This window comes from Olivibacter sitiensis DSM 17696 (assembly GCF_000427965.1).
GTDB classification, from domain to species: Bacteria; Bacteroidota; Bacteroidia; order Sphingobacteriales; family Sphingobacteriaceae; genus Olivibacter; species Olivibacter sitiensis.
Map to the genome: position 1 here is coordinate 19,984 of NZ_ATZA01000023.1, position 23,836 is coordinate 43,819.

Consider the following 23,836-nt stretch of genomic DNA (forward strand, 5'->3'; position numbering starts at 1 on the left):
TTTGAAAGTGGATTCAAAGCTACTAAATTTATTTGTATTGAGGTGTAAGGTTGTAGGGGGTTAAGGTGTAAGATTTTAAGGTATGAAGCAGAGAGTCGTCGACTGTTTATTTCAATAAATTTTTAAGGCTTTCTGCATTTGGTAGTGCATCTTTAAACTGTTCGGGTATTTCGCTACTTGTTCTATAGGTAGCTACTCCCATTGCTTTACTAAAATCCCTGAAACTGTATTCTACAATTTTATTGTTTTTTTCTTTGCAAAGAATGATCCCTATAGATGGGTTTTCGTGTGGCTGCCTGATGGTATCGTCCAATGCCGATAAATAAAAGTTCATTTTGCCAAGATATTCGGGTTTAAATTTTCCTGTTTTTAGCTCAAAAGCAACCAAACATTGTATTTTTCTATTGAAAAACAATAAGTCAATAAAGTATTCTTGCTCTTCAACAATCAGACGATATTGATTGCCCATAAAGGCAAAATCGTTACCGATGGTCAGGATGAATTTTTTGATATTACGTACGATTTCATTTTCAATCAACCGCTCATCTTCTTCGTCGGGATTTTCAATATTGATAAAATCGAGAAGGTATTCATCCTTGAATGACTTTAATGCTTTTTCATTGTTGGTTGGAGATAATGCCGATTTGAAATTATTGGGCAATTTACCTTGTTGGCTGTATAAACCGGTTTTGAGTTGTTGTTCCAAATGACGATAGCTCCAGAATTCCGATGCTGTTTTGCATAAATAGAACCATGCTTCATATAGTGAGTTTGTTTTAGATGCAATTAGGTAATGATTCGAAAAACTAACGGAGAAAAATACATTCGCGAAGTTCTCCGAAATGAGTTGTTGCCCTTCTTTTTGTAATAAGTTCGGCAGTGTCAAATTTATTGCTTCATCTGGATTTATCAATTGGTTCGACACTGTCGAACCAATTGATAAATGGTTAAGCCAGAACTCTGAAAAGACCCTCATTTTCTTAATATTGCCACTTGAAAAACCCTTTAATCCTGGCAATTCTTTTTGTAACTCGAATGAAATTTGGTCTATAACCTTACTTCCCCAAGCCATTTTTTTTATATTGGAGCTAATTTTTTTGCCAATATCAAAGTAAAGGACTATCAATTTCTTGTTTACCAAACGGGCAGCCTGATACCTACTTTGGAGAATGGCATTTTTAAGTTCCCTTATAAAGCTATCGTCGTATTGTTTCGTCATTTTCATCAAATTAGATATCGTCTGGCATTTCTGTCTTAAACCTTTCCTCTCTACAGTCCTATTCCTTCCAATTGCTTCAACAATACCTCGTTCTCCTCAGGCGTACCCACGGTAATACGCAGGCAAGCATCGCAGAGCACCACTTTTGAGCGGTCACGGAGGATGATGCCTTTATTCACCAAGGTCTCATATACCTTTCGGGCACCATCCATTTTAACCAAGATAAAATTGGCGTCCGATGGGTACACTTGGCTCACAAAATCGAGCGACATTAATGCCGTAGCCAACTTTTCTCTTTCCTCCACGGTTTGTTTCACCCAAGAGTCTACCTGTTCCTTGTTGTCCAAGGCCTGTAGGACTATTTCCTGCGTGGCTTGATTGATGTTGTAGGGAGGTTTTATCTTGTTGAATACCTGGATAATGTCTTCACTGGCAAAGGCCATCCCAAGGCGTAAGGCAGCCAAGCCCCAAGCCTTTGAAAAAGTTTGCATGACCACCAGATTGGGATATTGATTGAGCTGAGAGATGAAGGAGGGCGTATCGGCAAAATCAATATAGGCTTCATCTACAATCACAAGGCCAGGGAAACGATCCAATAAGGTGATTACATCGGCCTGCTTTACGGCATTGCCAGTGGGGTTGTTTGGCGAGCAGATAAATAGGAGTTTGCTTTGGGCATTTGCTGCTGCCAAAATACCTTCTGTGTCCAATTGGTAGTCAGGCGTGAGGTTGACCTTTGTGAGCGCTACGTCGTTGATATGAGCCGATACCTCGTACATGCCATAAGTGGGGGGTACAATGATGGCATTGTCTATTCCAGGCTGGCAAAATGCTCTATAGAGGATATCGATGGCCTCATCGCTGCCATTGCCCAAAAAGATGTGCTGTGATGCAACTTGCTTGATCTCGGCAATTTTGTTTTTCAGTTTCCACTGCAGCGGATCAGGGTACCTGTTGTAATTGGTGGCCAATGGCGAACCAAAGGCATTTTCGTTGGCATCTAGTAGAATGCTTGCCTCTCCCTTGAACTCATCGCGGGCGGATGAGTATGGAACAAGTTTTTTTATGTTGTCCCGCAAGAGGGCGTTGAGGTCGAAAGTTGCTGTGTTCATCGTTTTGCTTATTTCTTATCTTTTATGTCCTGAAGCCTGATGCTTACTGCATTTTTGTGCGCCTGCAATCCTTCTATCTCTGCCAATACCTCTACGGTGGAGCCAATTTGTTGTATCCCTTTGGAGTCTATGTGCTGAAACGTGATTTTCTTGACGAAAGAATCGACAGATACGCCCGAATAGGCCCTAGCAAAAGCACTAGTCGGTAGGGTATGGTTAGTACCCGAGGCATAGTCGCCCGCGCTCTCTGGGGTAAGGTGTCCAAGGAATACGGAGCCGGCATTGGCGACCTTTGGAACAATTTCCTCCCAGTTGTCGCTTTGGATAATCAAATGTTCAGGTGCATATTCGTTGCTGAAGTGTATGGCGTCTGCTAGGGTGTCGCACGATACCGAGTAGGAGTTTTCAAGTGCCTTTTGGGCAAAAGAAGCTCGGGCTAGGACGGACAATTGCGTTCTTAGCTCCAGGTTGACGGCCGCTATCAGGTCTTCATCCGTGCTGACCAATATGGACTGGCTGTCTACCCCGTGCTCGGCCTGTGCCAATAGATCGGCCGCTACGTAGCGGGCATTGGCAGAGGCATCGGCAATGACCAGCACTTCCGATGGGCCAGCGGGCATGTCAATGGCCAACCCCATGCGCGACTGAAGGAGCGTTTTTGCCTTTGTGACATACTGATTGCCTGGGCCAAATACCTTATTCACTTGAGGGATGCTTTCCGTGCCATATGCCATGGCGGCGATGGCCTGTGCACCGCCTGCCAGATAGATGCGGTCTATCTGCAAAAGCTTTGCTACATATGCTAGATACGCATTTACCTTGCCATCTTTTTGCGGCGGCGAGCAGACAACGATTTCCTTGCATCCCGCTATGCGGGCAGGAATACCTAACATGAGGAAAGTACTGGGCAGTACGGCCGTGCCACCGGGGACATATAGGCCTACCTTCTCAATAGGTCGTGGCTCACGCCAGCAGTTGACCCCCGGCATGGTCTCTATTTTTTTCTCCTTACGCAGTTGAGCGGCATGGAAACGATGGATATTGTTGAAGGCGATTTCCAGTGCGCGTTGCTCCAGCCTGTTCAAGGTGGCGGCTAAGGCATCTATCTCATCCTGTTCTATGTAAAGCTGTTCCAGCACTACGCCGTCAAACTGCTGCGCATAGTCCCGCAAGGCGGCATCTCCTTTTGCCATTACCTCGTCTATAATGACGTTTACTCTATGGCCAATCTCTTCCGATGCGTCCACATTGCGCAAAGTAAGCTCTTTTATCTCACTTGGCAACAAGTTGTTGAATGAATAACTCTTTAACATAACGCTCGCAAATTAAAGCTTACAGAATGATTTTTTCTATGGGCATCACCAGTATCCCTTGTGCGCCTATCGCTTTTAGTTTATTTATCTTATTCCAGAAATCGGCCTCGGGTATCACCGTGTGTACGGCCACCCAGTTTTCTTCTGCTAGGGGCACCACCGTAGGACTTTTGACGCCCGGTAGCAAGGCCAGTATCTCGTCCAGGTTTTTCCGGTCGGTGTTAAGAACAACGTACTTCGTTTCCTGTGCTTTCAAGACCGATTGGATGCGTTGCAATAGTTCTATCACGATGGGATTTTTGGCAATGCCGTTCATGCCGATGAGTATGGCTTCAGACTTGGCCACATCGGCAAAAGGTATCAACCCATTGCTTTTTAAGGTGCTGCCAGTAGAAACGATATCGCAAATCGCATCGCTAAGGCCAAGTCCCGGTGCTATCTCTACCGAACCGGAGATGGTGCGTATATCGGCATTGACCTTGTTCTTGTCGAGAAATTTCTGGAGGATGACGGGGTAGGAGGTGGCGATGGACTTGCCTTCGAGGTCTTGGAGGATGGTAGCCTTGCTATCGGCGGGAACGGCAATCTTTAAGGTACATTTGCCAAATCCCAATCGCTGCAGGTAGGTGACCGATACCTCGGTTTCGTCTATCACGTTTTCGCCCACGATACCTAGGTCGGCAATGCCATCCTGTACGTATTCTGGTATGTCATCGTCTCGGAGGAACAATATCTCCAGTGGAAAATTGGAGGCCGTGGTCATGAGGGAACTCTTGTAGTTGTCGAAATTGAGCCCGCATTTTTTCAGTAGTTCGACTGATTTTTCGTTTAGTCTGCCCGATTTTTGAATCGCTATCTTTAATGTTTCCATTGTTGTTTTTGCTGGTTTTCTGATTCCAAATACCTGATATTACTTGTTTGATAAGTAGGGACCAGAATCAAAAAAGCCTATGCTTGATGATAAAAATTAACAAAATTAAAATTAAAACGTTGGGGGGTATTCTGCTTCACGTAGAAACATACTTATATCATATCGCCACAATGGCGATGATGGATATGGGTATGATGTGTGAAGACTTGGATCATTGCATGGCAAATGTAAACAATGATACCACTTGTGCAAAATTTTTTTTGAAAATCTTGTCTTATGCTCCAGCTCTTGAGGCAATAGGGATTTCAGGTCAAGCGTAGGCGCTGCGATTTAAAACATCAGTTCCTTGACGGCAGGCAGGTAGTTCCTGCCTATATTGATCTCGACGTCATTGGGCAATGCCACAAAGAGTTTGCTTATATCGCGATAGAGCTCTTGGATATAGTCGATGTTGACAATATAGGACCGGTGTACGCGCATGAAAAGTTTGGGGTCTAACTTGTGTTCAAGCTGCCCGATCCCGTTGGTGCTCAGATATGATTCTTTATTGATGGTGAATATCCATGTATAATCTCTATCTGCCTTTAGGTGCGTGACCTGATTGACGGGAACACTGACCAATCGATTTGACTTTTCCACCAAAATGCGGGACGGATACACATGTGCCGCCTTCCCTGTGCTGTTTGCTTCGAAGAAAGGCCTATTTCTTTGCTCAAATTTATGTAGGGCGTCTTGTATCCGCTGGAACGTGAGGGGTTTGAGCAAGTAGTCTATGGCATGGTACTCAAATGCTTGGGCGGCATGTTCTGGGCTATTGGAGGTAAAGATCACGGACGGGGTATGTTCAACTGTTTTCAATACTTCAAATCCGCTCTTGCCAGGCAACATGATGTCCATAAATACCACATCAGGCTGTAATGCATCTATGTATTTAATGGCCTCCAGACCATTGGCACATTCCCATATAGCAGTGTAGGATAGAGACCTCATCGCTTCACGTAATTCTTTTCTTGCTAGATCATCCTTGTCAACTAACAATAATGTAGGCTTTCTCATGGTTTCGTCGGCTTTACTTTCCTACAAAGTTAGGGCTAAGGTGCCTTGTTTATAACTGACATTTGTCAGGAATTGAATCATCTATTGCTTCCTGCGTATTGACTAGTTACCCCCATCGATCTAAAGGGAGTGTTTGTTGGCAAAATATTGCGGTTGGTCGAAATATTTAGGGAAAAGATATTCGAAAAATTAGTTTTGACGCAATTTGAACCAAGGACCAGAACAGTGTCTTGGTAGAATTGGTTGCGAAACCGATGAGTGAAGTTTATAAGTTGCGATTATTATGAATAGAATAATTTGGTGTTTTTTAGGGTTGTTTTTATTGTTTTGGGCGTGTAGTGACCGAGAGATTTCCCAAGATTTGGATCCGGACGATGTGGGAAACGACTGGGATATAGTGATTGGGTCCTCAAAAGATCGGCCTGGCATAGGCAATGCGGAGGGGCAGCCTCTGGGAGAGACTTTTTCTTTGCCAGATGGGATTGAGTTGGTAACACGGCCATTTAAGTCTTTCGACCCAGATCTAGGCTTATTATATGGTAGCCTCAATACCTTTTATGCCGATCTTAGTTTCGTGAACAGGGGGGATACTACTATACAGTTGGAAATACCCAGCGGACTTATTTGCCTGTTCAGGCATGAAGGAAAAACGCAGAATGGCATACTGACCTCGGCTGTGCGCATCGCTATCCCGCCTACCTACGGTGGGGTAAGCCCCATGGCCGATACTACTACTATTTACTTGGGGTTGGGATGCCTCAACTATTCCATGGCCTTTCCTTGGGAGGAAAACCAAGAAACGGATACGCGCGACTATCCTATAGGGAAAAACATGTATATGCCCAGTGTCATTACGTCGGATGTCAATATTCGTAAACTGTTGGATTTGTTGAAAGACTATCCTAAGCTTCGGCTTACGCGGCATTATAACCCGCAAGATACGTTTGAGCCCGATTACGAATTGCCCGAATGGCAGAAGATATACGTTTTAATACAAGATGCGTTGTGGGACATTACGGACGGTCATGGTTTGACGCGAAAAGACTATAGAACGCTTTTGGAGGCCTTAAAGAATTACAAATAAATTGACATTAAAGATGAAATCAGTATTGATCCCAATGCTCCTTTGTATGGGGCTTTCGGCAACGGCGCAGTTGCGCTTTGGCACTTATCGATATGAGGATGACGACAGGGTGGGGAATGTACTTCCGGCCGCCAATGCGTTAGCGGCAGCAACTTATAATACCGCCACGGTAATAAGCTACCCGAGCGTGCAGGCATTAGTTGAAGCCATTCAGCAGGATGAAGTAGATGTCGCTTTTATCAACACCTTTGGATACCTGTTGCTAGCTTCGGATTCGGTGAGGCAGCAGATGGAGCCACTAGCAGTTTGGAAGGCGTCCAAATCTCTTGAAATACCTTTAGGGCCTGTGTTGGTTAATCGGAAACTACCGGAACCTATGCGACTAAAGCTTGCTTCTGTACTATTTGGCCTACACCGAAGCCATAAGCAGGCGTTTTATGCTGCCAGGAACGGGTGGATGGAAGCAAAGCATGTGAAAGCATTTGTTCCCGTACCAGAAGACTACCATGAACGATTTTTGCACCTATTTGGAAATGCGATGGAGCGCAAGCACATCTTGGGTGAGTTGTTGGATGATTGCTCATAAAATTGTCAGCCAGGTATCTGCCCACACTATCCGTCATAGGGCCCCTATTCCTCCCATTGAATGTTGCTTTGATCATCCAAATAGGCTCCTTGGGTAGGGTGGGTGGGCTTGGCTTTTTCACAGGTGATCCATACCCCATCTCGTACATACCCTACTTGCAGCACTTCACCTGCATAGTACTTCCGGTCTGCCGTGAGGAAGTCTTCGGAAGAGCTGTTGCCTCTATCAAGGCGCATTTGTAGGGTGATCACCACGAGCAGTACCCTGCCTTCCGCATGGGGGAGGGGAATGTTTAGTTTTTTGGGCTTGCTTGTTTCTTCCTTGTTCGTTCGGGTGGGGATTGATAGGGCAGCGGAGATGTGCGCTTGAACATCGCAGGTGCGCTCATCTATTTCACAACAGGTGAAGCGGACAAGTAGTTGAGTGGCCCTTTCCGGTACATGGATATCTTTTCGTGGGATGATCTCCCGACCGCAGGAAACCGAGCTTGAGATGTAATTATTGTGCGGGTTTAAGAGTTTCCTTCCCAACTATTATATGCAAAATATTATTGGGAAGGAAAATAAGTCCATGAAATCTATGAATGGCTTTTCAACTTATCGGTGCGTGTCTTGACCAGTTGAAATGCCTTTTCGGTGGCTTGCTTCAGGGCCAGGCCGATATCGTCTGCCGTTGCTACAACAGCCTCTGGATTTTGACCTTTTATGCGTACCTCGATGGTGCAGCGCTTGTCGTTACTCCCTTGCTTTTCGCTGTTCTCATCGGCCAAAAAGACCTCTATACGAGTAATAAACTCGTCAAAGCGGGATAAAGAATCATGGAGGCTCTCGGTGATCTTGGTGATAAAACTTTCACTTGCCTGGATATTCTTGTCTGAATTAACTTGTATCGTCATAATTAGTTTTTTTTTGCGATAATACGAATAAGATGGGATTATAAGGAATCTTAAGGCAATTAACGGGTCATTTTACCCTGATAAATGAGCACTATCATATAATTAGGTGATACAATAGAGATTTGCGATCTCCGCAATAGTGAATTTTGAAAACATGATTTTAGTATCTTGCTAGAGGTACCCAAAAAATAAATTTGACATTTAAATGTTTGAACATTTAAATCGATTTTACGTTATTCGCATCAAAATAATTTAATGATTTAATATGAAAAAAATTAGCGTACTAGCATTGGCAGGTTTTGCATTTCTGATGGCGGCTTGTGGAGGCAATAGCTCAAACACTTCCGTCAGTGAGGAACAAGAGGTGGCCGAAAAGCATGGGGATGCTTATGTAGTGGATTTGAATGCATCAAAAGTGGATTGGAAGGCATTTCACAAGGGTGGATTTGCACCACGTTGGGGTACCCTTTCTATCCAATCAGGTGAGGTTTCGGTAGAAGATGGTGCTATCACTGCAGGTGATTTCGTAATAAACATGCAGTCACTGAAGGTCGATTCGGCATCGGTGACAGAAGAAGGCAAAAAAGCGTCGGATTTGGAAGCACACTTGAAGAATCCAGATTTTTTCGATGTTGAAAAATTTCCTAAAGCAGAATTTAAGATTACCAAGATTACCGATCTGGACGAAACAACGGCAAAGGGAGCAATTGAAGGCGCAAACAAGACGATTAACGGTAATTTGACCTTGCTTGATAGCACATTGAATATCTCTTTCCCCGCGAAAATCTCCGTGACGGACGACAAGGCTTCTGTAGAAGCTAAATTTACAGTAAACCGTGCCGATTGGGGTATTAAGTTCGGTACTTCTGATGCTGATCCAGCTGAATGGATGATCAGTAAAGATATTGAAATAAGTATATCTGTGGAAGCAGGTAAAGAATAAGTTGATATAATTTCAACTTTAAAAATCGTCCTCTATGTTTTGCTATGCAAACTAGAGGACGATTTTTTTGCCCAGTAAAATGGGGTTTGTTTTTTCCTAATGCTCTAAAAAAGATGGGCTTTGAGCCCATTACTTTCTCTGATCCCCCAACCCGGTGACCGATAATGCATTCCGTCAGAATACGCGCAATCAGTAGGTGAATTGGCGAGCTTCTTGAATTGTCAAGCCCACCACATGTGATTTTTTAGTGATAGTTCCGTTAAACTATATCACAATGTAGTCATACGACCCTCGTTCAAGATAGGGCTGCCTGAAACTAATTCCGGTGCGAAAATGCTCGGATAGGGTTTGATTTGCCGAATGGAAACACCTCCTAATCCACCGCTTAAACTCTTTGTCGAGCCATTCTCATAGGTAAAGGTACCTTCCAGCTTATCCCAATTCAGGGTTGCTACGGGCGTGCTAGGCGACTTTGCCGTAACGCCCCATACCGTAGCGCCCACTACTTTGGCCGTAAATTCCAGCACGCCGGCATCGACTTCCATCACAATTTTATATACTGTAGGAATAAATGCCCCCAAGGCCTGAAGGTACGCCCATTCTAGGTGTTCAATAGTGAAATCTCCTGTTGGGAAATACAGGTTTTCTTCGGCCAGATTGAGCGACATATCCTTGTTGCCCAGCTTCATTTCATACATGCTGCCGAACGCTTCATCAAAATGAAACCACATCCAGTCTTCCCATCCACCGATCTCCGCCGCGGAAGAATCAACCGCAATATACCTTTCGCGAATACCCTTTCCCGTAAAGTTTATTTCACGTCCTTCGATGAAGAGCTTGCCTTCTACGATACCCGACCAATTGTATCCATAGGCAATGCTATGCGGTGTGAGGTACGATGGTTTTTCCTTTCCGTACCAAGTGGGAAAACCTGCTCCGTGGTGTACAAATTCGACTTTGATGCCTTTTTCCTCGTCTTCAATGCTGTAATGCCAGGTCTTGTCGTCCTTACAGATCACCTGGAAACTGCCTAAGTTAACTTTTACTTGGTTAACAGCCCTCTCTACCTGTAGGGAACCACCCGGCAAACTATGGCGGGTGGTTATACCAACGGGCGGAAAATCGGCAATTTTATAAATAGTTCCTGGCATCGGGACGACTTTCCCGGTTTCCCAACTGATTTCCAGGTTCCACATATCGACGTTTTCAAGAGCCAAGATAAGGGGGGATGTACCGAACCAATACATTTTTCCATCATCCCCATAGGCAACTACGGAACATAGCCAATCCAAAAATCCGGCTTCTCTTACGTCTTCGGGTATCCCATGTGCTTCGATATCCAAAGTCACCTCGGGGTTATCTACTTGCTTTTTGAGCTTGTTCATAATAAATCTGATTTTTGTTATCTGCTGGGTTGCATAAATACTTAAAAAACTAATTGTTCCACGGAAATATCGGATTGGAATTTTTGCTGTGCCAGCTTATATCGGTAAAAGTAAAGATGTGCATGGACGTAAAAAAGGTCAGTATTAGATAATATTGTTCTCTTTTAGCTATTTTGTTTTTAAATCGAGCAAAATGTCTTTTTTTGTGTGTCGAAAAGAAAAAGACATGAGGAACATTGCCATCCATAATATCTACGAATCGCTCAAAAAAAGAGCGGACGTAGACCAAATTGAGCAGGAAATCTATATATATGAAACAACCGAAATAAACCACGACGGGCATAGCCACCCGCTTAAAACGGACTGCACGATTTGCTGTATTTGCCTGAAAGGGGAGATGAGAGGAAAAATTGATCTAAAAGAGTATCATGTTAAAAGCCCTGCACTGACTATTTCGGTGCCAGGCCAGGTACTTGAACATGAGAGTTGCAGCGATGATTTTAATGGGATATTGATTTTCATGACACAACGGTTTACGGAAAAATTCAATCTTTTGTTGGGGCATTCCATCTCTATGAGTATAAAGAACCATCCTTATATGGCATTGGGCAATGAGGAACTGCAATCGATACTGGCTTATTGCCATATGGTAAGAAAGGTAATCAGAACCGATGATAACCCCAATCGGTTACAAATCATAACCCATCTCACCATCGCTTATTTTTACGGTATAGGGTATTTCCTTCACAAATCCATTAAGGACGAAGGTCTATCCAAGGACAGGGACATTGCTGAAAAATTTCTACAAAAGGTACGCCAGAACTACAAAACTGAGCGTAAAGTGGAATATTACGCAGTACAGCTTCAGCTTAGTGCCAATTATTTATCGCATGTAGTAAAGGATGCGACGGGCAAGACCGCGGGAGAATGGATTGACGATTACATAGCATTGGAAGCAAAGGCACTGCTAAAGTCTACCAATATGACCATACAGCAAATTGCCGATGAATTGAACTTCCCCTCCCAGTCCTTCTTCGGTAAATTTTTTAAAAGGGTGGTGGGTGTAGCTCCCAAGTATTACAAATAGCGTTATAGCTTAATCCGTAAGATTTAAAAATGAAAAGGAATATCCAGGGAAATATTATCGCTGTTTCTATGGCCAATCTAAGGGCTAAAATAATGTCGGTTTTTTTTGTTTTTATAAACATCATGTTATCGATTGTACCTATCGCTGCCCAACAACCGGACTCGGCCTATATCAGGTCCTATCCTCAAATAATTTGGGCTACGGGATATGTATCGACCAATACCCTTCAGGTGGAAAATGATAATAATACCTTCAGCCCCAATTACCCCATCAACGCCGGCATCGGATTGGGCATCAGAAATACGATGGTCAATTTTCTATTGGGGCATAGCATCGTTCCTTTGAAGGGAGACAAATATGGAAAAACAAAAGCCGTCGATTTGCAGGTACACAGCTATGGGCGACATCATCTCATCGACCTGTACTATCAGAAATATCGCGGTTTTTTTAGCGAAGATGAAAATACACTCCGTTTGTATCCAGGATTGTCCGTACAGCAAATAGGGATGGAGGACACCTATATTTTCAATGGAAACCAGTTTTCAGCAAAAGCGGCGTTTGAACAAAGTGAAAAGCAGGTGCTTTCTGCCGGGAGCTTTCTGTTGGGGGGTGGTGCTTATTGGCATAGAATGGTGCCCGATAGTACCCAGGAACTGCTGGACGCTGAGCCATTTAACAATGTGCAATTGGGAATAAATACCGGCTATGCCTATTCTTGGGTGATAGATCAACACTGGTTTGTAACTGGTATGGCTACTGCGGGAGCTAATTTTGGAAATGAAACAGAATTGGCGAAAAAGGGACGATTAAAATTATATCCTACCGTTATGGCACGAGCCTCCTCCGTATACCACAAAGATGATTGGTCTATAGCTTTTTCCATGCTGATCCACAACAAAGCGGTCTATGCCCCTGTCAACGATTTGTTCACCCTCACGTCATTGAACATGCAACTGTCCTTTGTAAAGCAACTAAACTATATTTTCAAAAAGCAAGAGTAAGAAATGGTATGATGGGCTATCTTAGCTTACCAACATTCCACCGTCCACGATGATTTCAGCCCGAATCTCCGAAAAGGATTGGTGAGATAATTGAAATTCATCCGCATGTTATTCATCATCATCTGCCGTGTCTAAGGCCGTCATACCGCCCATCATTATGCCCAGCAATTTCATTGCATAGTTGATATCGGTGAGGGCATACAAAGGTTCTGTTTTCTTCGGCACGAGCATACTGTCGTCTATAGTGGCTTTTTTAACGGATGTCATCTCATAGACCATAGTCGGTTCCGTTCCTTTGTCCAGGTAAATATCGATCCGCATGATCCCATGGTCTTCTGGCAGGTAATAGGGATGTGAAAAGTTGATACCTTTTGGAAGGTCTTTGCTGGTATAGACCACCAGCTTATGCACCTGCACGCTTGGTATGCCCATCGCCGAGCCGGCGTCTGCTTGCAGGGACTTAGGCGTATAAGTCGAAATGGCACATGCATATCCGGCAACCGTGGCTGTTTGCGGTGAGTGCTCGACATTGAATTTTTCCGTAGTGATGCGCTTGTCGTCCGTAAATAGTGCTTCATATCCTTGAGAGGGCTTGTAAGAAGCCGTTACTGCTTCGTCGGGTTGGATCAACGAAGCAGTATAGAGAAGTGCCTCGTCCGTCAGCTCATTATGATAGTGCTGGATCTCATAGCCCAGCCCCCTCGTTCTCGCAAATGCAACTTTATCCTTGACATGGATGGTCGCCTGCGGAGGTGTCATGGCCAAAGCAAATCCCATCATGGGATTTTTCTCCATCATGTCCTGCAACCTGGAAAGATCCTTGGCAGGAATGGATTTATATAGCGTTGCCATTTGCTCCTTTACATCTCCTCTTTCGTAATCGATCTTTTCCGTGATTGGGCTCATGTCCACACCTGCAAAGGTAACCCGGGTGGTCAAGGTTCCCTCGAAAGCGGATTGCGCAAACAATGCTTCAAGACAACCAAGACCAAACAATACGAATACTAAAATTTTTCTAAGTGATTTCATCGTTTATAAAATTGAACTTTAAATAACCTCATTCTCCTTCTTTAAGCAAGAGCAGTGGCACTTCCACCTTATCGCTTAGTCAATCGCCTATACTCCGGCGGAACAGCCCATCAAAGAAAGCATATTTTTGGGATACCGTAATCATTTACGGATTTAACGGGACAAACATAAGTTCTTGTTTTTACGAAATTATTTATAAATCGTTAATTTTAAATGAACCCTGGGAGCTTATTCGGCTTTCTTTGACGTTGCATTGGCAATTACTTCGCCAATAGCTGGAATTATTGCTAATTCATTCGGTTATCAAAATGTATTTGCATTGGGGGCATTGGGGGCAATCGCTTCAATAGTTATTGCGGTGTTAAGTATAAGGCGAACCAACAAGAACTAACAAAGCCCGTGCTGCCAAGTTGTATTGGCATCAGGTGGAGTTCAATGCTTCGCCTGTACTTTTTGGCTACTACAATCCGCCTTTTGGCTACATCGGTTTGCTAAGTTGTGCGGAGTTTTGCATTGTCGAATTAAAAGAACAAAAAATGAAAGTATTTGTAACAGGTGCATCCGGATTTGTCGGCTCTGCCGTAGTGAAAGAATTATTAAGCGCAGGACATCAGGTAATTGGTTTGGCACGTTCGGAGCAATCTGCAAAAATTGTCAGCGAAGCAGGTGCAGAAGTATTGATGGGAAGCCTTGAAGATCTGGATACTTTGAAGCAAGGTGCATCAGAGGCTGACGGTGTCATCCACGCTGCGTTTTCTCATGATTTTACTGATTACCTGAAAGCCAGTGAATTGGATAAGACCGCTATCAATACAATGTGCCAAGCAATGCTTGGCACAGCCAAACCGATTGTAGTCACTGCGGGTATATTGGGATTGGAGCCGATAGAAGGAGCGATCACGGAAGAGAGCAGTACAGCAAATTCACCACGGCTTTCTGAAGCAACGGCTTTGGCATTGGCGGAAAAAGGCGTCCATGCATCTGTCGTTCGTTTTCCACCGTCTGTCCATGATAAAGGTGATAAAGGCTTTGTGCCATTTCTAATTCAACTAGCACGTAATAAAGGCGTTGCCGCTTATCTCGAGGGCAATATTCGCTGGTCATCTGTACATCGTCTGGATGCGGCCAGAGCTTTTCGTTTAGCGGTAGAAAAATCTGCTAAGGGCGCTGTGTATAATGTGATTGGCGATAATGGCATAGCATTAAGGGATATGGCTTTGTTGATTGGTGAAAAGCTCAATGTACCCATAAAATCATTGAAAGATGAAGAAATTGACAGCCATTTTGATTGGATGGGCCGCTTTATACGGTTTGACAGTTATGCAACTAATCAAAAAACAAAAGAACTGTTGGATTGGGAACCGACGCATATCGGCTTATTGGAAGATATGGAAGAAAACTATTTTTAATCCCGAAACAAAATGAAGTACCTATTCATCCTATTAATATCCCTTACAATGACAATATTTTCTCGAGCACAATCCAATGTTTCTGCTTCAAAAAATGATGAAGCGGCAGTTGAAAAACTAGCAACACGATTTGCCGATGCGTGGAATAGGCACGATGCAAAAATATTCGCAGCTTTTTTTACAGAAGATGCCGACTTTACCAACGTACGTGGTCAACGTTTTATAGGGCGCACCGAGATAGAAACCCATCACGAACCAGCATTTGCTTCCCGATTTAAGGAATCGCATGTAACCATTACCAAAACCGAAATCCGGTTTATAAAAAAGGACGTAGCTACCGTGGATGCCTGGTGGGAAATGAACGGCGTAAAACTCCCGGATGGCAAAGAAGCACCTAATGAAGCAGGTCTGATGAACTTCGTAGCCACCGAGATGAATGGGGAATGGCTAATCAGCGTCATACACAATATGGGTTTGCATACAGATAATAAGATTTCTAACTTGATCGCTAAAAATTCAAATACTATGGATTTCCTTTCAACAAGGATTATAACGGGCGACGTAAAAAAAATGGTAGATTTTTACCAACATATCACAGGAATAAAGGCCACTCAGTTCACTCCCGATTTTGCCGAATTCAAAACCGACGCAGCCGCATTGGCAATAGGAAGTACGGGTACTATGCAATTTTTTGGTGGTGATGAAGTGGCCAAAGCGGCACAAAACCAAACTGTCATCATAGAATTCAGGGTAAAAGATGTGGATGAAACTTATACCAAACTCAAAGATTTTCTACAAAGCAATCTTGTACAGCAGCCTACTACTATGCCCTGGGGGAACAGGTCATTGCTATTCCGTGACCCAGATGGAAATCTTATTAATTTTTTTACACCAGTAACGCCTGAAGCTATCAAACGATTTGATGGAGAATAACGTAAGAAAAGGTTAATAGTCATCTGTTGGGTATTCTTGAACCATTAAGGAGTTAAGATTATTAAGAAAAAATAGTAGCAACCACTTTTAGAATTTCGCTTAATGTCCCTTCATTCCTTAATGGTTTAAAAAGAATATAATGGAGAATTAGTTAACAGTTTTAAATTTATGCTATGGCAGCAAATACAAAACCAACACGGATAAAAACAATCACTGAATTTCACCGTTCAAGGGGACTGCCACCACCCGAGCATCCGTTGATCAGCGTGGTAGATTTTAGTAAGGTTGAACGCCCAACTAATATGAATGATGTCAATTGGATATTTGATTTCTACCAGATTTCACTGAAAAGCGGAATAGACTTCAAAATGAAATACGGGCAACAAGCGTATGATTTTGACGAAGGGGTTATGTTTTTTATATCCCCCAATCAAGTCTTTAGGATCGAAACTGAATTAGAAGTTACAACAAAGCGCTCTGGATGGATGCTGCTCATACATCCGGATTTTCTGTGGAATACATCACTTGCCAAAACCATTAAACAGTACGAATTCTTTGATTATGCGGTGAATGAGGCTTTGTTTCTTTCAGAAAAAGAGAAACAACTGGCCAATGGAATCGTTCAAAATATTCAGCAGGAATATCATTCCAATATTGATGATCTGAGCCAGCAGATTATCATTTCCCAGATTGAAACATTACTCAGTTATAGCGAAAGGTTCTATCGTCGTCAGTTTTTAACACGTAAGATAACAAACCACAATATCCTGGACGGTTTGGAAGATTTATTAACAGATTATTTTAGCAGTGACAACCTCATTTCCAAAGGTCTTCCTACCGTGCAGTTTCTCGCTAAAGAACTAAACATTTCTCCTAAGTATCTAAGTACCTTACTAAAGGTGTTGACGGGGCAAACAACACAGCAACACATCCATCAAAAACTGATAGAGAAAGCCAAAGAAAAACTTTCCACAACCAATTTATCGGTTGGGGAAATTGCCTATCAATTGGGCTTCGAACATCCACAATCGTTCAATAAATTGTTTAGGAACAAAACCAAACAATCGCCTTTGGAATTCAGGCAATCGTTCAGTTGAAAAAGTAGCAAAAAGGGACTATTGAGGCCGGGCCCGGCGTTCGGGCGGGTTGTTTACATGGAAACTTCCGTACGAAGCCGAAAGCTCAAATTTAGCACAATTTTCAAACGAAGATCGTCTGTCGCTTGACTTAAAACCGCTGTTACGGGTAGTGTCATTTGTCCACTTCTAATCAAGGTAATTGCATAAAACTTGCTCCAATAACTTTCAATGTGTCGTCAAAGCGTTTCCAAACTCTAAAATATCTGAATTTTCCTTCTATTGGCGTTCCCATCACTTTTCCCTTCGCTATCATGGTAACAATTGAAAGAGCAGTGTCGCCCGTTATTTTGATGTCGTCAATTTCTGTTGAGGCGTCTTCAATAACCATTGTTTTCGCTTTATGTGAGTTCAGGTCCATTTCTTTAGTTAAAATTTGTCCTGTCGGTGCCACTGCAACCAAATCATCGTGCAATAGCTGGTCAAGAATGTCCACATCGCTCACAAGTTGAGCCGAAAAAAGTTTGTTTTCTGCTTCGGCGACATTTTCTCTGGTAATTTCTGTTTTGTCCATATTCTTATTTATTGTCGTTTCGTTTGTTGGATTGCCTGCCCGTAATTATTTTTTCTAACATTTATTTAAAAAGACGATAGAAGTCCGTCAGTAAACCATACTCCGTCTCTATTTTTTCATTGCTTCAATTTTCAGCTCTTTTGGCATTTTTTCAATAGCGTAACGAAGAGCTGTTCGTGGCATTATTTCTCTTTTTGATATGATGTAGTCAAATACTTTTTCCTGGTTACTTTCGCTCGCTGCTTTTAACATCCAGCCATAACCCTTTTGGACTAAATCATCTTTGTCTAAAAGTAATATATCGGCAATTTCAAATATTTCTTTCAGGAATAATCCTTTTCTTGCAGGGATGATAAGTGTTACGGCAGATGCTCGCTTTGTCCAACGATTTGACGATGTTGCCCACTTCTTTAATTCGCTGATATATTCGGGATACATCATTATAAATGTTCCGATAGTATGGTTGCACAGCGTGTCACAGTCAACCCAATTGTTGACATAATTATTCACCCAATGCTCAAAAACCCCGAAGTCCGTTGGCTCATATTGTTTCTCTAATGATTCTGTGAATTGACAAGCTATAATTGCTTCTTCAAGATATCTGGATTTCCATAATTTTTCACAAATTGCGAAAACATCTTCTTTTGAAAATGATTTTGCCTGTTTCCAAAATTCTTTTGCAATTTTATTTGCTTCTGCAGTTTTTACGCCATATACTAACGCTTCGTCTCCCTTTTTGAAAAAACGGCTTGAAGACTTCCGTGTTGCAAGGTCTGCATTATTTAGCAAAGCTGTTCTAAGCTCTTTTATAAATTTCTCTTTCATCCCGCTTATTTTTATCAAAGGTTCTTTTTATGATTGAGCAGAATAATAAAGTCTTGCAGCGTTTTTTCATCTTTTATATCTACGGTTAACGGAATGAGTTTTCCAACAGGTTCTCTATTAGCGAATGAAGTTTTAATTGCTTCGTCAAAGTTTAAATTTAGTACAGTCGGTCGGTTTTTTTCTGTAAAGTAAAAACTTGCTTTAATGAAATTTTCCCAAGCCGAAATCCAGACCAAGGTCTTTTTTTTGTAAGTAGCTTTTCCTAACCACGCTTTTCCGTCTTTATAGTATTTCCATTCAAAGGCGATATCTGCCATAGAAAAAGTTTGGTTGATTTTTTTCATAACCCCAAAAATGTTTTTATCAAGAACACGCTTAAATAAAATATCATCAGGTTTATGTTCCGGATTTCTGAGAAGTTGTTTAGGTGTTTCTTCTTTCATTTTGTTGGATTATGATTTTTATGGTCGCTCTTTTGGGATTGCCTATAACGGTCGGCTACTTGGCGTAGTGGGGGCTTTTCAGCACTACACTTTATACGAAGCACGCTGTTCAAATTTAGCAATAATTTTCATACGAAGCACGTCACCCTGCCATTACACCAAACCCTTATTGGCAACACAGGCTTTTATTTGTTCGTCCGTCAGTTAAACGACAGTCTGAACTCCAAAGGCGACATTTCGGTTCTGCTTTTGAATAATCTACTGAACGCCTTTTGATCGCTCTGAAAATCCCAATGCCGTTAATATCAGTGCCAGCTGGGTAAGAGATAGAAATATGCGTTTAGTATGATCCACGAAGAAATAAAACAATTTATTGTTTTTTGAATTTTCATCTTTATAAGATCATCGTGTAGGACGAGGAAGCGTTACGGGCCAACCCCAATCCTTTTGCCGTTTGCGTGCTCATGGCCCTGCTGGCATTGAAGCGTAGGGGAGCGGACGACAATGAGCTAAAGGCCTGAAACACGACTTGTACAACCAGATGATGCGTAGGAAGATCGCAAAGGCCAAACGGTAGGGGATATGCCCTTTCCGTTCTTTTGTATACTTTTCTTATGCCAAACTCACATTAATAAAAATTTGAATGAGGTTAAAAACTATTGATGCGTCATCATTAACACCAGCCGAAATGCAAGGTTATTTGCACTATGCCATTGCACCCCGGCCGATATGTTTTGCATCCACTATTGATAAAAACGGCGAGGTTAATTTAAGTCCGTTTAGTTTTTTTAATGTGTTTAGTATCAATCCACCGATATGCGTTTTTTCGCCGACAAGCAGGGCGCGGGACAACACCGCTAAGCATACGCTTGAAAACGTTTTGGAAATACCTGAATGTGTGATTAATATTGTGAACTATGATATGGTTCAACAGGCCTATTTAACTAGTAAAGATTATCCAAGAGAAGTAAATGAGTTTTCGAAAGCGGGGTTTACTGAATTGGCTTCGGAGACGGTAAAGCCACCCAGGGTAGCGGAATCGACCGTTCAATTGGAATGTGTAGTGAATGATGTGATATCGTTAGGGAAAAACGGAGGAGCAGGTAATTTGGTTATTGCAGAGGTGAAACGGATTCATATCAATGAAGATATTTTGGATGCTAATGGCAGAATAGACCCTCATAAAATAGATCTGGTGGCTCGTTTAGGCGGTGATTGGTATTGTAGGGTAAGCAGCGATAATTTATTTAAAATTTCCAAACCAATAGATTATGCCGGAATAGGTATCGGCGTAGATGCTTTTCCTAAAGAGGTTAAAAACTCCAACGTATTAACCGGGAATAACCTGGGGTTATTGGGGCTTGTTAAAACGCTACCATCTGTTGAGGAGGTAGAAGCCTTTGGCAAAACCGATGAAATGAAAGAACTGCTTGATGGTGCCATTGACAGCCACACCCGCACCCTACGCCTGCATTTAAAAGCCAAACATTTGTTAGATAACGGCCGCGTAATGGATGCCTGGAAAGTGTTATTGATGTAGCTTCGGCCACCATTTTATCCATCAACAAGCAAATGGCTCGTTATCTTTCATAGCCTATATTTTATCAAACCAAATCTTTTAGATAAACAATGGATTACTCCAAAAAAAGAACAGGACAAACGAAAATTTATTTCATTTATCCTGTTTAGTAGCCCCGACGGGAATCGAACCCATATCTAAAGTTTAGGAAACTTCTATTCTATCCGTTGAACTACAGGGCCATTTTCTGTCTGCAAAGATTTTAAAAATTCTTTACCTATACCAGATTTATAGTGTTTTTCTTTTTCTCTTGCTGCACTTCTATCTGCAATCTCTTCTATATGAACCAATTGCCAAGGAATATGTCCCTTGGTAGATTTTGTTTTTCCAGTATTGTGTTGCACCAAGCGCCTTTCGACATCACTAGAAAACCCAACATATATTCTTCCGTCTCTTTTACTCCTCAAGGCATATACATAATATATTCCCATATCTAAAGTTTAGGAAACTTCCCTGCCTGCCGGCAGGTATTCTATCCGTTGAACTACAGGGCCGTCAAAAAGTGGCACAAATATAAGCATTATTATAACAGTAGATAACGCACAGAATGAAAAAACTTAGAGATTTAAGCTTTCTATCAAGAGAGTTTATTTTGTTTGTTTGTTATTATAATTTTTATCTATATGTCTATAGTGATTAATGATAGTGTTTTTGATACACTAGTCGTATATTTGTGGCAGTAAAAAACAAAAGAAATATTCATTTATCAAATTAAATAATACAGTTATGAGTTTAGTAGGAAAAAAATTCCCAAATATTACGGTAGATGCGATGGATCATATGGGTGACGATTTGAAGATCAATATCTTTGAAGAGGCAACCAATAAAGGCAAAAAAGTATTGTTGTTTTGGTATCCAAAAGATTTCACGTTTGTATGTCCAACCGAATTGCATGCTTTTCAAGAAGCTTTGCCAGAATTTGAAAAACGCAATACAATTGTCATCGGCGCTTCTTGCGATACCAATGAAGTACATTTCGCTTGGTTGAATACGGCTAAGGACAATGGCGGTATCGAAGGTGTTACCTATCCTATATTGGCAGATACTACGCGCAACCTGTCTAACGTATTGGGTATTTTGGATGTTCAAAAGGCAGAGTACAGCGAAGAGTTCGATTCAGTGATCTTGGAAGGTTCCAACGTGGCTTATCGTGCTACCTACTTGGTAGACGAAGATGGTAAGATTTTCCATGAAAGCGTGAACGATATGCCCTTGGGTAGAAACGTAAAGGAATATTTGAGGCTGATTGACGCTTACGCACACGTACAAAAATTTGGCGAAGTATGTCCAGCAAACTGGGAAGAAGGCAAGGATGCCATGAATGCCGACCGTACTGGAGTTGCTAGTTATTTGGCTTCGCACTAAAAGAGGAGATTTAAAATTATGTTGAAAGAATTAGAAAAAGATAATCTGGCAGAGATCGTTGACAGCAACGATGTGGTATTGGTACAATATGCCGCGTCTTGGTGCGGAAACTGTAGGATTATGAAACCAAAATTTAAAAAATTGGCTTCCGAGAACGAAAGTGTTCCATTTGTAATAGCTGATGCCGAAAATTTCCCCGAATCGAGGAAGCTGGCGGATGTGAGCAATCTGCCCACCTTTGCTGCTTTCAAAAACGGTAAATTGGTCAATCAAATACAAACAAATAAATTGGAGGCCCTAGCATCATTAGTAAATGAAGTTACCAGTAATTAAGCACCTCGTTCAATTCATAGAGGACAACGACGAAGATTATGTCTTGGAAACAATAGAGACCTTAGAAAATCTTACTGAATTGTCATCCCTTAAGGACGAGGAACTCGATGTCATTGGCGAGTTGATATCTAACATGTATGGCGCAGTAGAGGTGAATAAACTTATTCGTGAAGGTGCTAGCCAGAAGGATGCACTGAATACCTTTATGAAGCGCGTACTTGGATCCATTGACAAAGGTTAGTTGATAGACAACAAAGACCTAATAAACAAAAGGGCAGTCTTTTCAAGGCTGTCCTTTTTTGCTATTAAGGTGGTCGCATGAAACCGAGTTAACCGAAAAGCCTTTCCAGCAACAGGCTCTTTTTTGCGGTAGATACCTCCACTTCCATACTGTCGGTAAGCACTAAAGTTCCACCATCACCCTTTCGGTACTTGACTACATGGTCCAGGTTTACAATGACTGATCTATTTACCCGTATCAGCACATCGTTGCCCAGTAGTTGTTCATAGTCCTTTAGGGTCTTCGATACGACGATTTTTCGGTCGTCGGAAAGGTAGAACACGCTATAGTTACTCATAGCCTCCACGCGTATAATATCGTCTTTTTTGATTAGATGTATACCCTCCATGGTAGGAAGGGCTATGCGCTGGCGTTCTGGAAGGTGGGGAGTATTTCCTACTTTGGTTTTACTTTGAAGACGTTGTTTTAGGCGTTCTATGGAACCACGCAATTCTTCTATATCTACGGGTTTGAGCAGGTAATCGAGCGCGTTTATGCGCAGGGCATGTAACGTATAGGCGTCATAGGCAGTTACGAATATCACTTCAAATTGAAATGTTCCCAATGCCTGAAGAAATTGAAAGCCGTTGAGGACGGGCATTTCCACATCCAAAAAGAGGACGTCTATGCTTAATTCGCGTAGCGGGTTGAGGGCTTCTATTGAGCTTGTATATATTGCCATCACTTCCAGTTGTGATTCAACCAAATTAAGCTTATGGAGCAGTAGCTTCGCCCCCCTTTCTTCATCGTCCAATATGACTGCCTTTATCATGGTGTTTGTCACTTTGCCTAAAGTCCAAAAAAAACTTTGTTTTCAATTACATACCTTACCAATGAAGCGGTATTGTTTAACCTCAACTTAGCTAAGATATTCTTACGGTGAGTATCTACCGTTCGTACGCTGAGGAAGAGTTTGTCGGCTATTTCGGTATTTGTATAACCTTCCACCACGAGCTTTACGATATCTACCTCTCGGCTAGAGAGGTTGGGCAACTTGTTTTTGTCTGCGCGATTGCTTCCAGCCGAAATGTGTATTTTTTCCCTTATTTCCTTGGTGATGTAAAAGCGGTCTTCCAATACGGTGTCGAGGGCTTCGTAGAGCTCTTCCTCGTCAGCATTTTTAAAAAGATAACCTTTGGCTCCTGCATCAATCAATTTGTTTACGCTAAGCTCATCTGCCAGCATGGAAAGGATAATGATTTTGACATCGGGATGCCGTTTGCTCACTTGCAGTGTAGTCTGGTACCCATTCAAAATGGGCATATTTACATCCAATAGCAGTATATCTACAGACTCGTGTTCGAGCAGATCAAGTACCTCTTGGCCATTGTGGGCGGTAGCCACTACGCGGTAGTTGCTAGCTGTAGAAAGCAGAAGTTTTAATCCATTAATGAACATGGTATGATCATCTGCAATGAGTATACTTTTCATAAATCAC

28 protein-coding genes and 1 tRNA gene are annotated in these 23,836 nt (G+C 42.2%); 13 read left to right on the forward strand and 16 right to left on the reverse strand.

Annotated elements, in window-relative coordinates; genetic code table 11:
* Positions 1–106: 106 nt before the first annotated feature.
* From A37S_RS0112795 to hisG, 4 genes are read right to left on the reverse strand one after another with little or no spacing between them, the layout of a single operon-like run.
* Positions 107–1,219: a PDDEXK nuclease domain-containing protein gene (locus A37S_RS0112795; protein WP_211229790.1), complete on the reverse strand. Its 1,113-nt coding sequence runs from the start codon at positions 1,217–1,219 to the stop codon at positions 107–109.
* A gap of 50 nt (positions 1,220–1,269) precedes the next feature.
* Positions 1,270–2,331, reverse strand: a complete 1,062-nt coding sequence (hisC, locus tag A37S_RS0112800; protein ID WP_036602424.1) for a histidinol-phosphate transaminase — start codon at positions 2,329–2,331, stop codon at positions 1,270–1,272.
* Between the two features lie 8 nt (positions 2,332–2,339).
* Positions 2,340–3,644 (reverse strand): histidinol dehydrogenase, encoded by a 1,305-nt coding sequence (hisD, locus tag A37S_RS0112805; protein WP_028297331.1) that lies wholly within the window; start codon positions 3,642–3,644, stop codon positions 2,340–2,342.
* Between the two features lie 19 nt (positions 3,645–3,663).
* Positions 3,664–4,515 carry an ATP phosphoribosyltransferase gene (gene hisG / locus A37S_RS0112810; RefSeq protein ID WP_028297332.1) on the reverse strand — a complete coding sequence of 284 codons (852 nt, stop codon included), beginning with the start codon at positions 4,513–4,515 and terminating at the stop codon, positions 3,664–3,666.
* Positions 4,516–4,601: 86 nt separating this feature from the next.
* Here hisG and A37S_RS0112815 point away from each other — a divergent pair, with 86 nt between their 5' ends.
* On the forward strand, positions 4,602–4,835 hold the full coding sequence (locus tag A37S_RS0112815; RefSeq protein ID WP_028297333.1) for a hypothetical protein: 234 nt from the start codon (positions 4,602–4,604) through the stop codon (positions 4,833–4,835).
* Between the two features lie 10 nt (positions 4,836–4,845).
* On the opposite strand, the gene A37S_RS0112820 is transcribed toward A37S_RS0112815, so the two are convergent.
* On the reverse strand, positions 4,846–5,571 hold the full coding sequence (locus tag A37S_RS0112820; protein ID WP_028297334.1) for a LytR/AlgR family response regulator transcription factor: 726 nt from the start codon (positions 5,569–5,571) through the stop codon (positions 4,846–4,848).
* A 283-nt stretch (positions 5,572–5,854) separates the two neighbouring features.
* Here A37S_RS0112820 and A37S_RS0112825 point away from each other — a divergent pair, with 283 nt between their 5' ends.
* Together A37S_RS0112825 and A37S_RS0112830 are read left to right on the forward strand one after the other, a co-directional pair.
* Positions 5,855–6,655 carry a hypothetical protein gene (locus tag A37S_RS0112825; protein WP_157278630.1) on the forward strand — a complete coding sequence of 267 codons (801 nt, stop codon included), beginning with the start codon at positions 5,855–5,857 and terminating at the stop codon, positions 6,653–6,655.
* A gap of 13 nt (positions 6,656–6,668) precedes the next feature.
* Positions 6,669–7,241, forward strand: a complete 573-nt coding sequence (locus tag A37S_RS0112830; RefSeq protein ID WP_157278632.1) for a substrate-binding domain-containing protein — start codon at positions 6,669–6,671, stop codon at positions 7,239–7,241.
* Between the two features lie 44 nt (positions 7,242–7,285).
* Here the strand turns inward: A37S_RS0112830 and A37S_RS0112835 are convergent, their stop codons facing one another.
* The gene (locus A37S_RS0112835) at positions 7,286–7,771 is read right to left on the reverse strand and encodes a hypothetical protein (RefSeq protein WP_028297337.1); all 486 of its coding nucleotides are present in this window, start codon (positions 7,769–7,771) and stop codon (positions 7,286–7,288) included.
* Positions 7,772–7,818: 47 nt separating this feature from the next.
* The gene (locus tag A37S_RS0112840) at positions 7,819–8,136 is read right to left on the reverse strand and encodes an HPF/RaiA family ribosome-associated protein (protein WP_028297338.1); all 318 of its coding nucleotides are present in this window, start codon (positions 8,134–8,136) and stop codon (positions 7,819–7,821) included.
* A gap of 265 nt (positions 8,137–8,401) precedes the next feature.
* On the opposite strand from A37S_RS0112840, the gene A37S_RS0112845 reads away from it, so the two are divergent.
* Positions 8,402–9,079: a YceI family protein gene (locus tag A37S_RS0112845; protein ID WP_028297339.1), complete on the forward strand. Its 678-nt coding sequence runs from the start codon at positions 8,402–8,404 to the stop codon at positions 9,077–9,079.
* A 269-nt stretch (positions 9,080–9,348) separates the two neighbouring features.
* Here A37S_RS0112845 and A37S_RS0112850 read toward each other — a convergent pair whose 3' ends face one another.
* Entirely contained in the window at positions 9,349–10,464 is a 1,116-nt protein-coding gene (locus A37S_RS0112850; protein WP_028297340.1) for a hypothetical protein, read from the reverse strand.
* Positions 10,465–10,690: 226 nt separating this feature from the next.
* On the opposite strand from A37S_RS0112850, the gene A37S_RS0112860 reads away from it, so the two are divergent.
* Together A37S_RS0112860 and A37S_RS24635 are read left to right on the forward strand one after the other, a co-directional pair.
* Positions 10,691–11,551: a helix-turn-helix domain-containing protein gene (locus tag A37S_RS0112860; RefSeq protein ID WP_028297342.1), complete on the forward strand. Its 861-nt coding sequence runs from the start codon at positions 10,691–10,693 to the stop codon at positions 11,549–11,551.
* Positions 11,552–11,580: 29 nt separating this feature from the next.
* Complete coding sequence (locus tag A37S_RS24635; protein WP_051293139.1) at positions 11,581–12,552, forward strand: DUF4421 family protein; 972 nt, start codon at positions 11,581–11,583, stop codon at positions 12,550–12,552.
* A 108-nt stretch (positions 12,553–12,660) separates the two neighbouring features.
* On the opposite strand, the gene A37S_RS0112870 is transcribed toward A37S_RS24635, so the two are convergent.
* Positions 12,661–13,581: a hypothetical protein gene (locus A37S_RS0112870; protein WP_028297343.1), complete on the reverse strand. Its 921-nt coding sequence runs from the start codon at positions 13,579–13,581 to the stop codon at positions 12,661–12,663.
* Positions 13,582–13,991: 410 nt separating this feature from the next.
* Between A37S_RS0112870 and A37S_RS0112875 the strand changes: the two genes are divergently transcribed.
* The 3 genes from A37S_RS0112875 to A37S_RS0112885 all read left to right on the forward strand — a co-directional run bounded on the left by A37S_RS0112875 (position 13,992) and on the right by A37S_RS0112885 (position 17,020).
* On the forward strand, positions 13,992–14,990 hold the full coding sequence (locus A37S_RS0112875; protein WP_245586377.1) for an SDR family oxidoreductase: 999 nt from the start codon (positions 13,992–13,994) through the stop codon (positions 14,988–14,990).
* Between the two features lie 48 nt (positions 14,991–15,038).
* Positions 15,039–15,923 (forward strand): SgcJ/EcaC family oxidoreductase, encoded by an 885-nt coding sequence (locus A37S_RS27775; RefSeq protein WP_211229791.1) that lies wholly within the window; start codon positions 15,039–15,041, stop codon positions 15,921–15,923.
* A 173-nt stretch (positions 15,924–16,096) separates the two neighbouring features.
* Complete coding sequence (locus A37S_RS0112885; protein WP_036602426.1) at positions 16,097–17,020, forward strand: helix-turn-helix domain-containing protein; 924 nt, start codon at positions 16,097–16,099, stop codon at positions 17,018–17,020.
* 172 nt (positions 17,021–17,192) lie between these two features.
* Here A37S_RS0112885 and A37S_RS0112890 read toward each other — a convergent pair whose 3' ends face one another.
* The 3 genes from A37S_RS0112890 to A37S_RS0112900 all read right to left on the reverse strand — a co-directional run bounded on the left by A37S_RS0112890 (position 17,193) and on the right by A37S_RS0112900 (position 18,841).
* Positions 17,193–17,573 (reverse strand): nuclear transport factor 2 family protein, encoded by a 381-nt coding sequence (locus tag A37S_RS0112890; RefSeq protein WP_028297347.1) that lies wholly within the window; start codon positions 17,571–17,573, stop codon positions 17,193–17,195.
* 108 nt (positions 17,574–17,681) lie between these two features.
* Positions 17,682–18,398, reverse strand: coding sequence for a DNA alkylation repair protein (locus tag A37S_RS0112895; protein ID WP_028297348.1), 717 nt, complete (start codon positions 18,396–18,398; stop codon positions 17,682–17,684).
* Between the two features lie 14 nt (positions 18,399–18,412).
* The gene (locus tag A37S_RS0112900; RefSeq protein ID WP_028297349.1) at positions 18,413–18,841 is read right to left on the reverse strand and encodes a DUF3788 family protein; all 429 of its coding nucleotides are present in this window, start codon (positions 18,839–18,841) and stop codon (positions 18,413–18,415) included.
* 643 nt (positions 18,842–19,484) lie between these two features.
* On the opposite strand from A37S_RS0112900, the gene A37S_RS0112905 reads away from it, so the two are divergent.
* Complete coding sequence (locus tag A37S_RS0112905; protein ID WP_028297350.1) at positions 19,485–20,381, forward strand: flavin reductase family protein; 897 nt, start codon at positions 19,485–19,487, stop codon at positions 20,379–20,381.
* 149 nt (positions 20,382–20,530) lie between these two features.
* Here A37S_RS0112905 and A37S_RS0112910 read toward each other — a convergent pair.
* Both A37S_RS0112910 and A37S_RS26700 read right to left on the reverse strand, forming a co-directional pair.
* Positions 20,531–20,602 (reverse strand) — tRNA-Arg (locus A37S_RS0112910).
* Positions 20,576–20,851 (reverse strand): GIY-YIG nuclease family protein, encoded by a 276-nt coding sequence (locus A37S_RS26700; protein WP_084163894.1) that lies wholly within the window; start codon positions 20,849–20,851, stop codon positions 20,576–20,578. The genes A37S_RS0112910 and A37S_RS26700 overlap by 27 nt, the downstream gene beginning before the upstream one ends.
* 295 nt (positions 20,852–21,146) lie before the next feature.
* Here A37S_RS26700 and A37S_RS0112920 point away from each other — a divergent pair, with 295 nt between their 5' ends.
* From A37S_RS0112920 to A37S_RS0112930, 3 genes are read left to right on the forward strand one after another with little or no spacing between them, the layout of a single operon-like run.
* On the forward strand, positions 21,147–21,785 hold the full coding sequence (locus tag A37S_RS0112920; RefSeq protein WP_028297352.1) for a peroxiredoxin: 639 nt from the start codon (positions 21,147–21,149) through the stop codon (positions 21,783–21,785).
* Positions 21,786–21,803: 18 nt separating this feature from the next.
* Complete coding sequence (locus A37S_RS0112925) at positions 21,804–22,118, forward strand: thioredoxin family protein (RefSeq protein WP_028297353.1); 315 nt, start codon at positions 21,804–21,806, stop codon at positions 22,116–22,118.
* A complete protein-coding gene (locus A37S_RS0112930) occupies positions 22,099–22,359 on the forward strand; it encodes a DUF6952 family protein (RefSeq protein ID WP_028297354.1) in 261 nt (86 codons plus the stop codon). Before A37S_RS0112925 ends, A37S_RS0112930 begins: the two co-directional genes overlap by 20 nt.
* 88 nt (positions 22,360–22,447) lie before the next feature.
* Here the strand turns inward: A37S_RS0112930 and A37S_RS0112935 are convergent, their stop codons facing one another.
* Together A37S_RS0112935 and A37S_RS0112940 are read right to left on the reverse strand one after the other, a co-directional pair.
* A complete protein-coding gene (locus A37S_RS0112935; protein ID WP_028297355.1) occupies positions 22,448–23,170 on the reverse strand; it encodes a LytR/AlgR family response regulator transcription factor in 723 nt (240 codons plus the stop codon).
* A 17-nt stretch (positions 23,171–23,187) separates the two neighbouring features.
* Positions 23,188–23,829, reverse strand: coding sequence for a response regulator (locus tag A37S_RS0112940; protein ID WP_028297356.1), 642 nt, complete (start codon positions 23,827–23,829; stop codon positions 23,188–23,190).
* Positions 23,830–23,836: the final 7 nt, after the last annotated feature.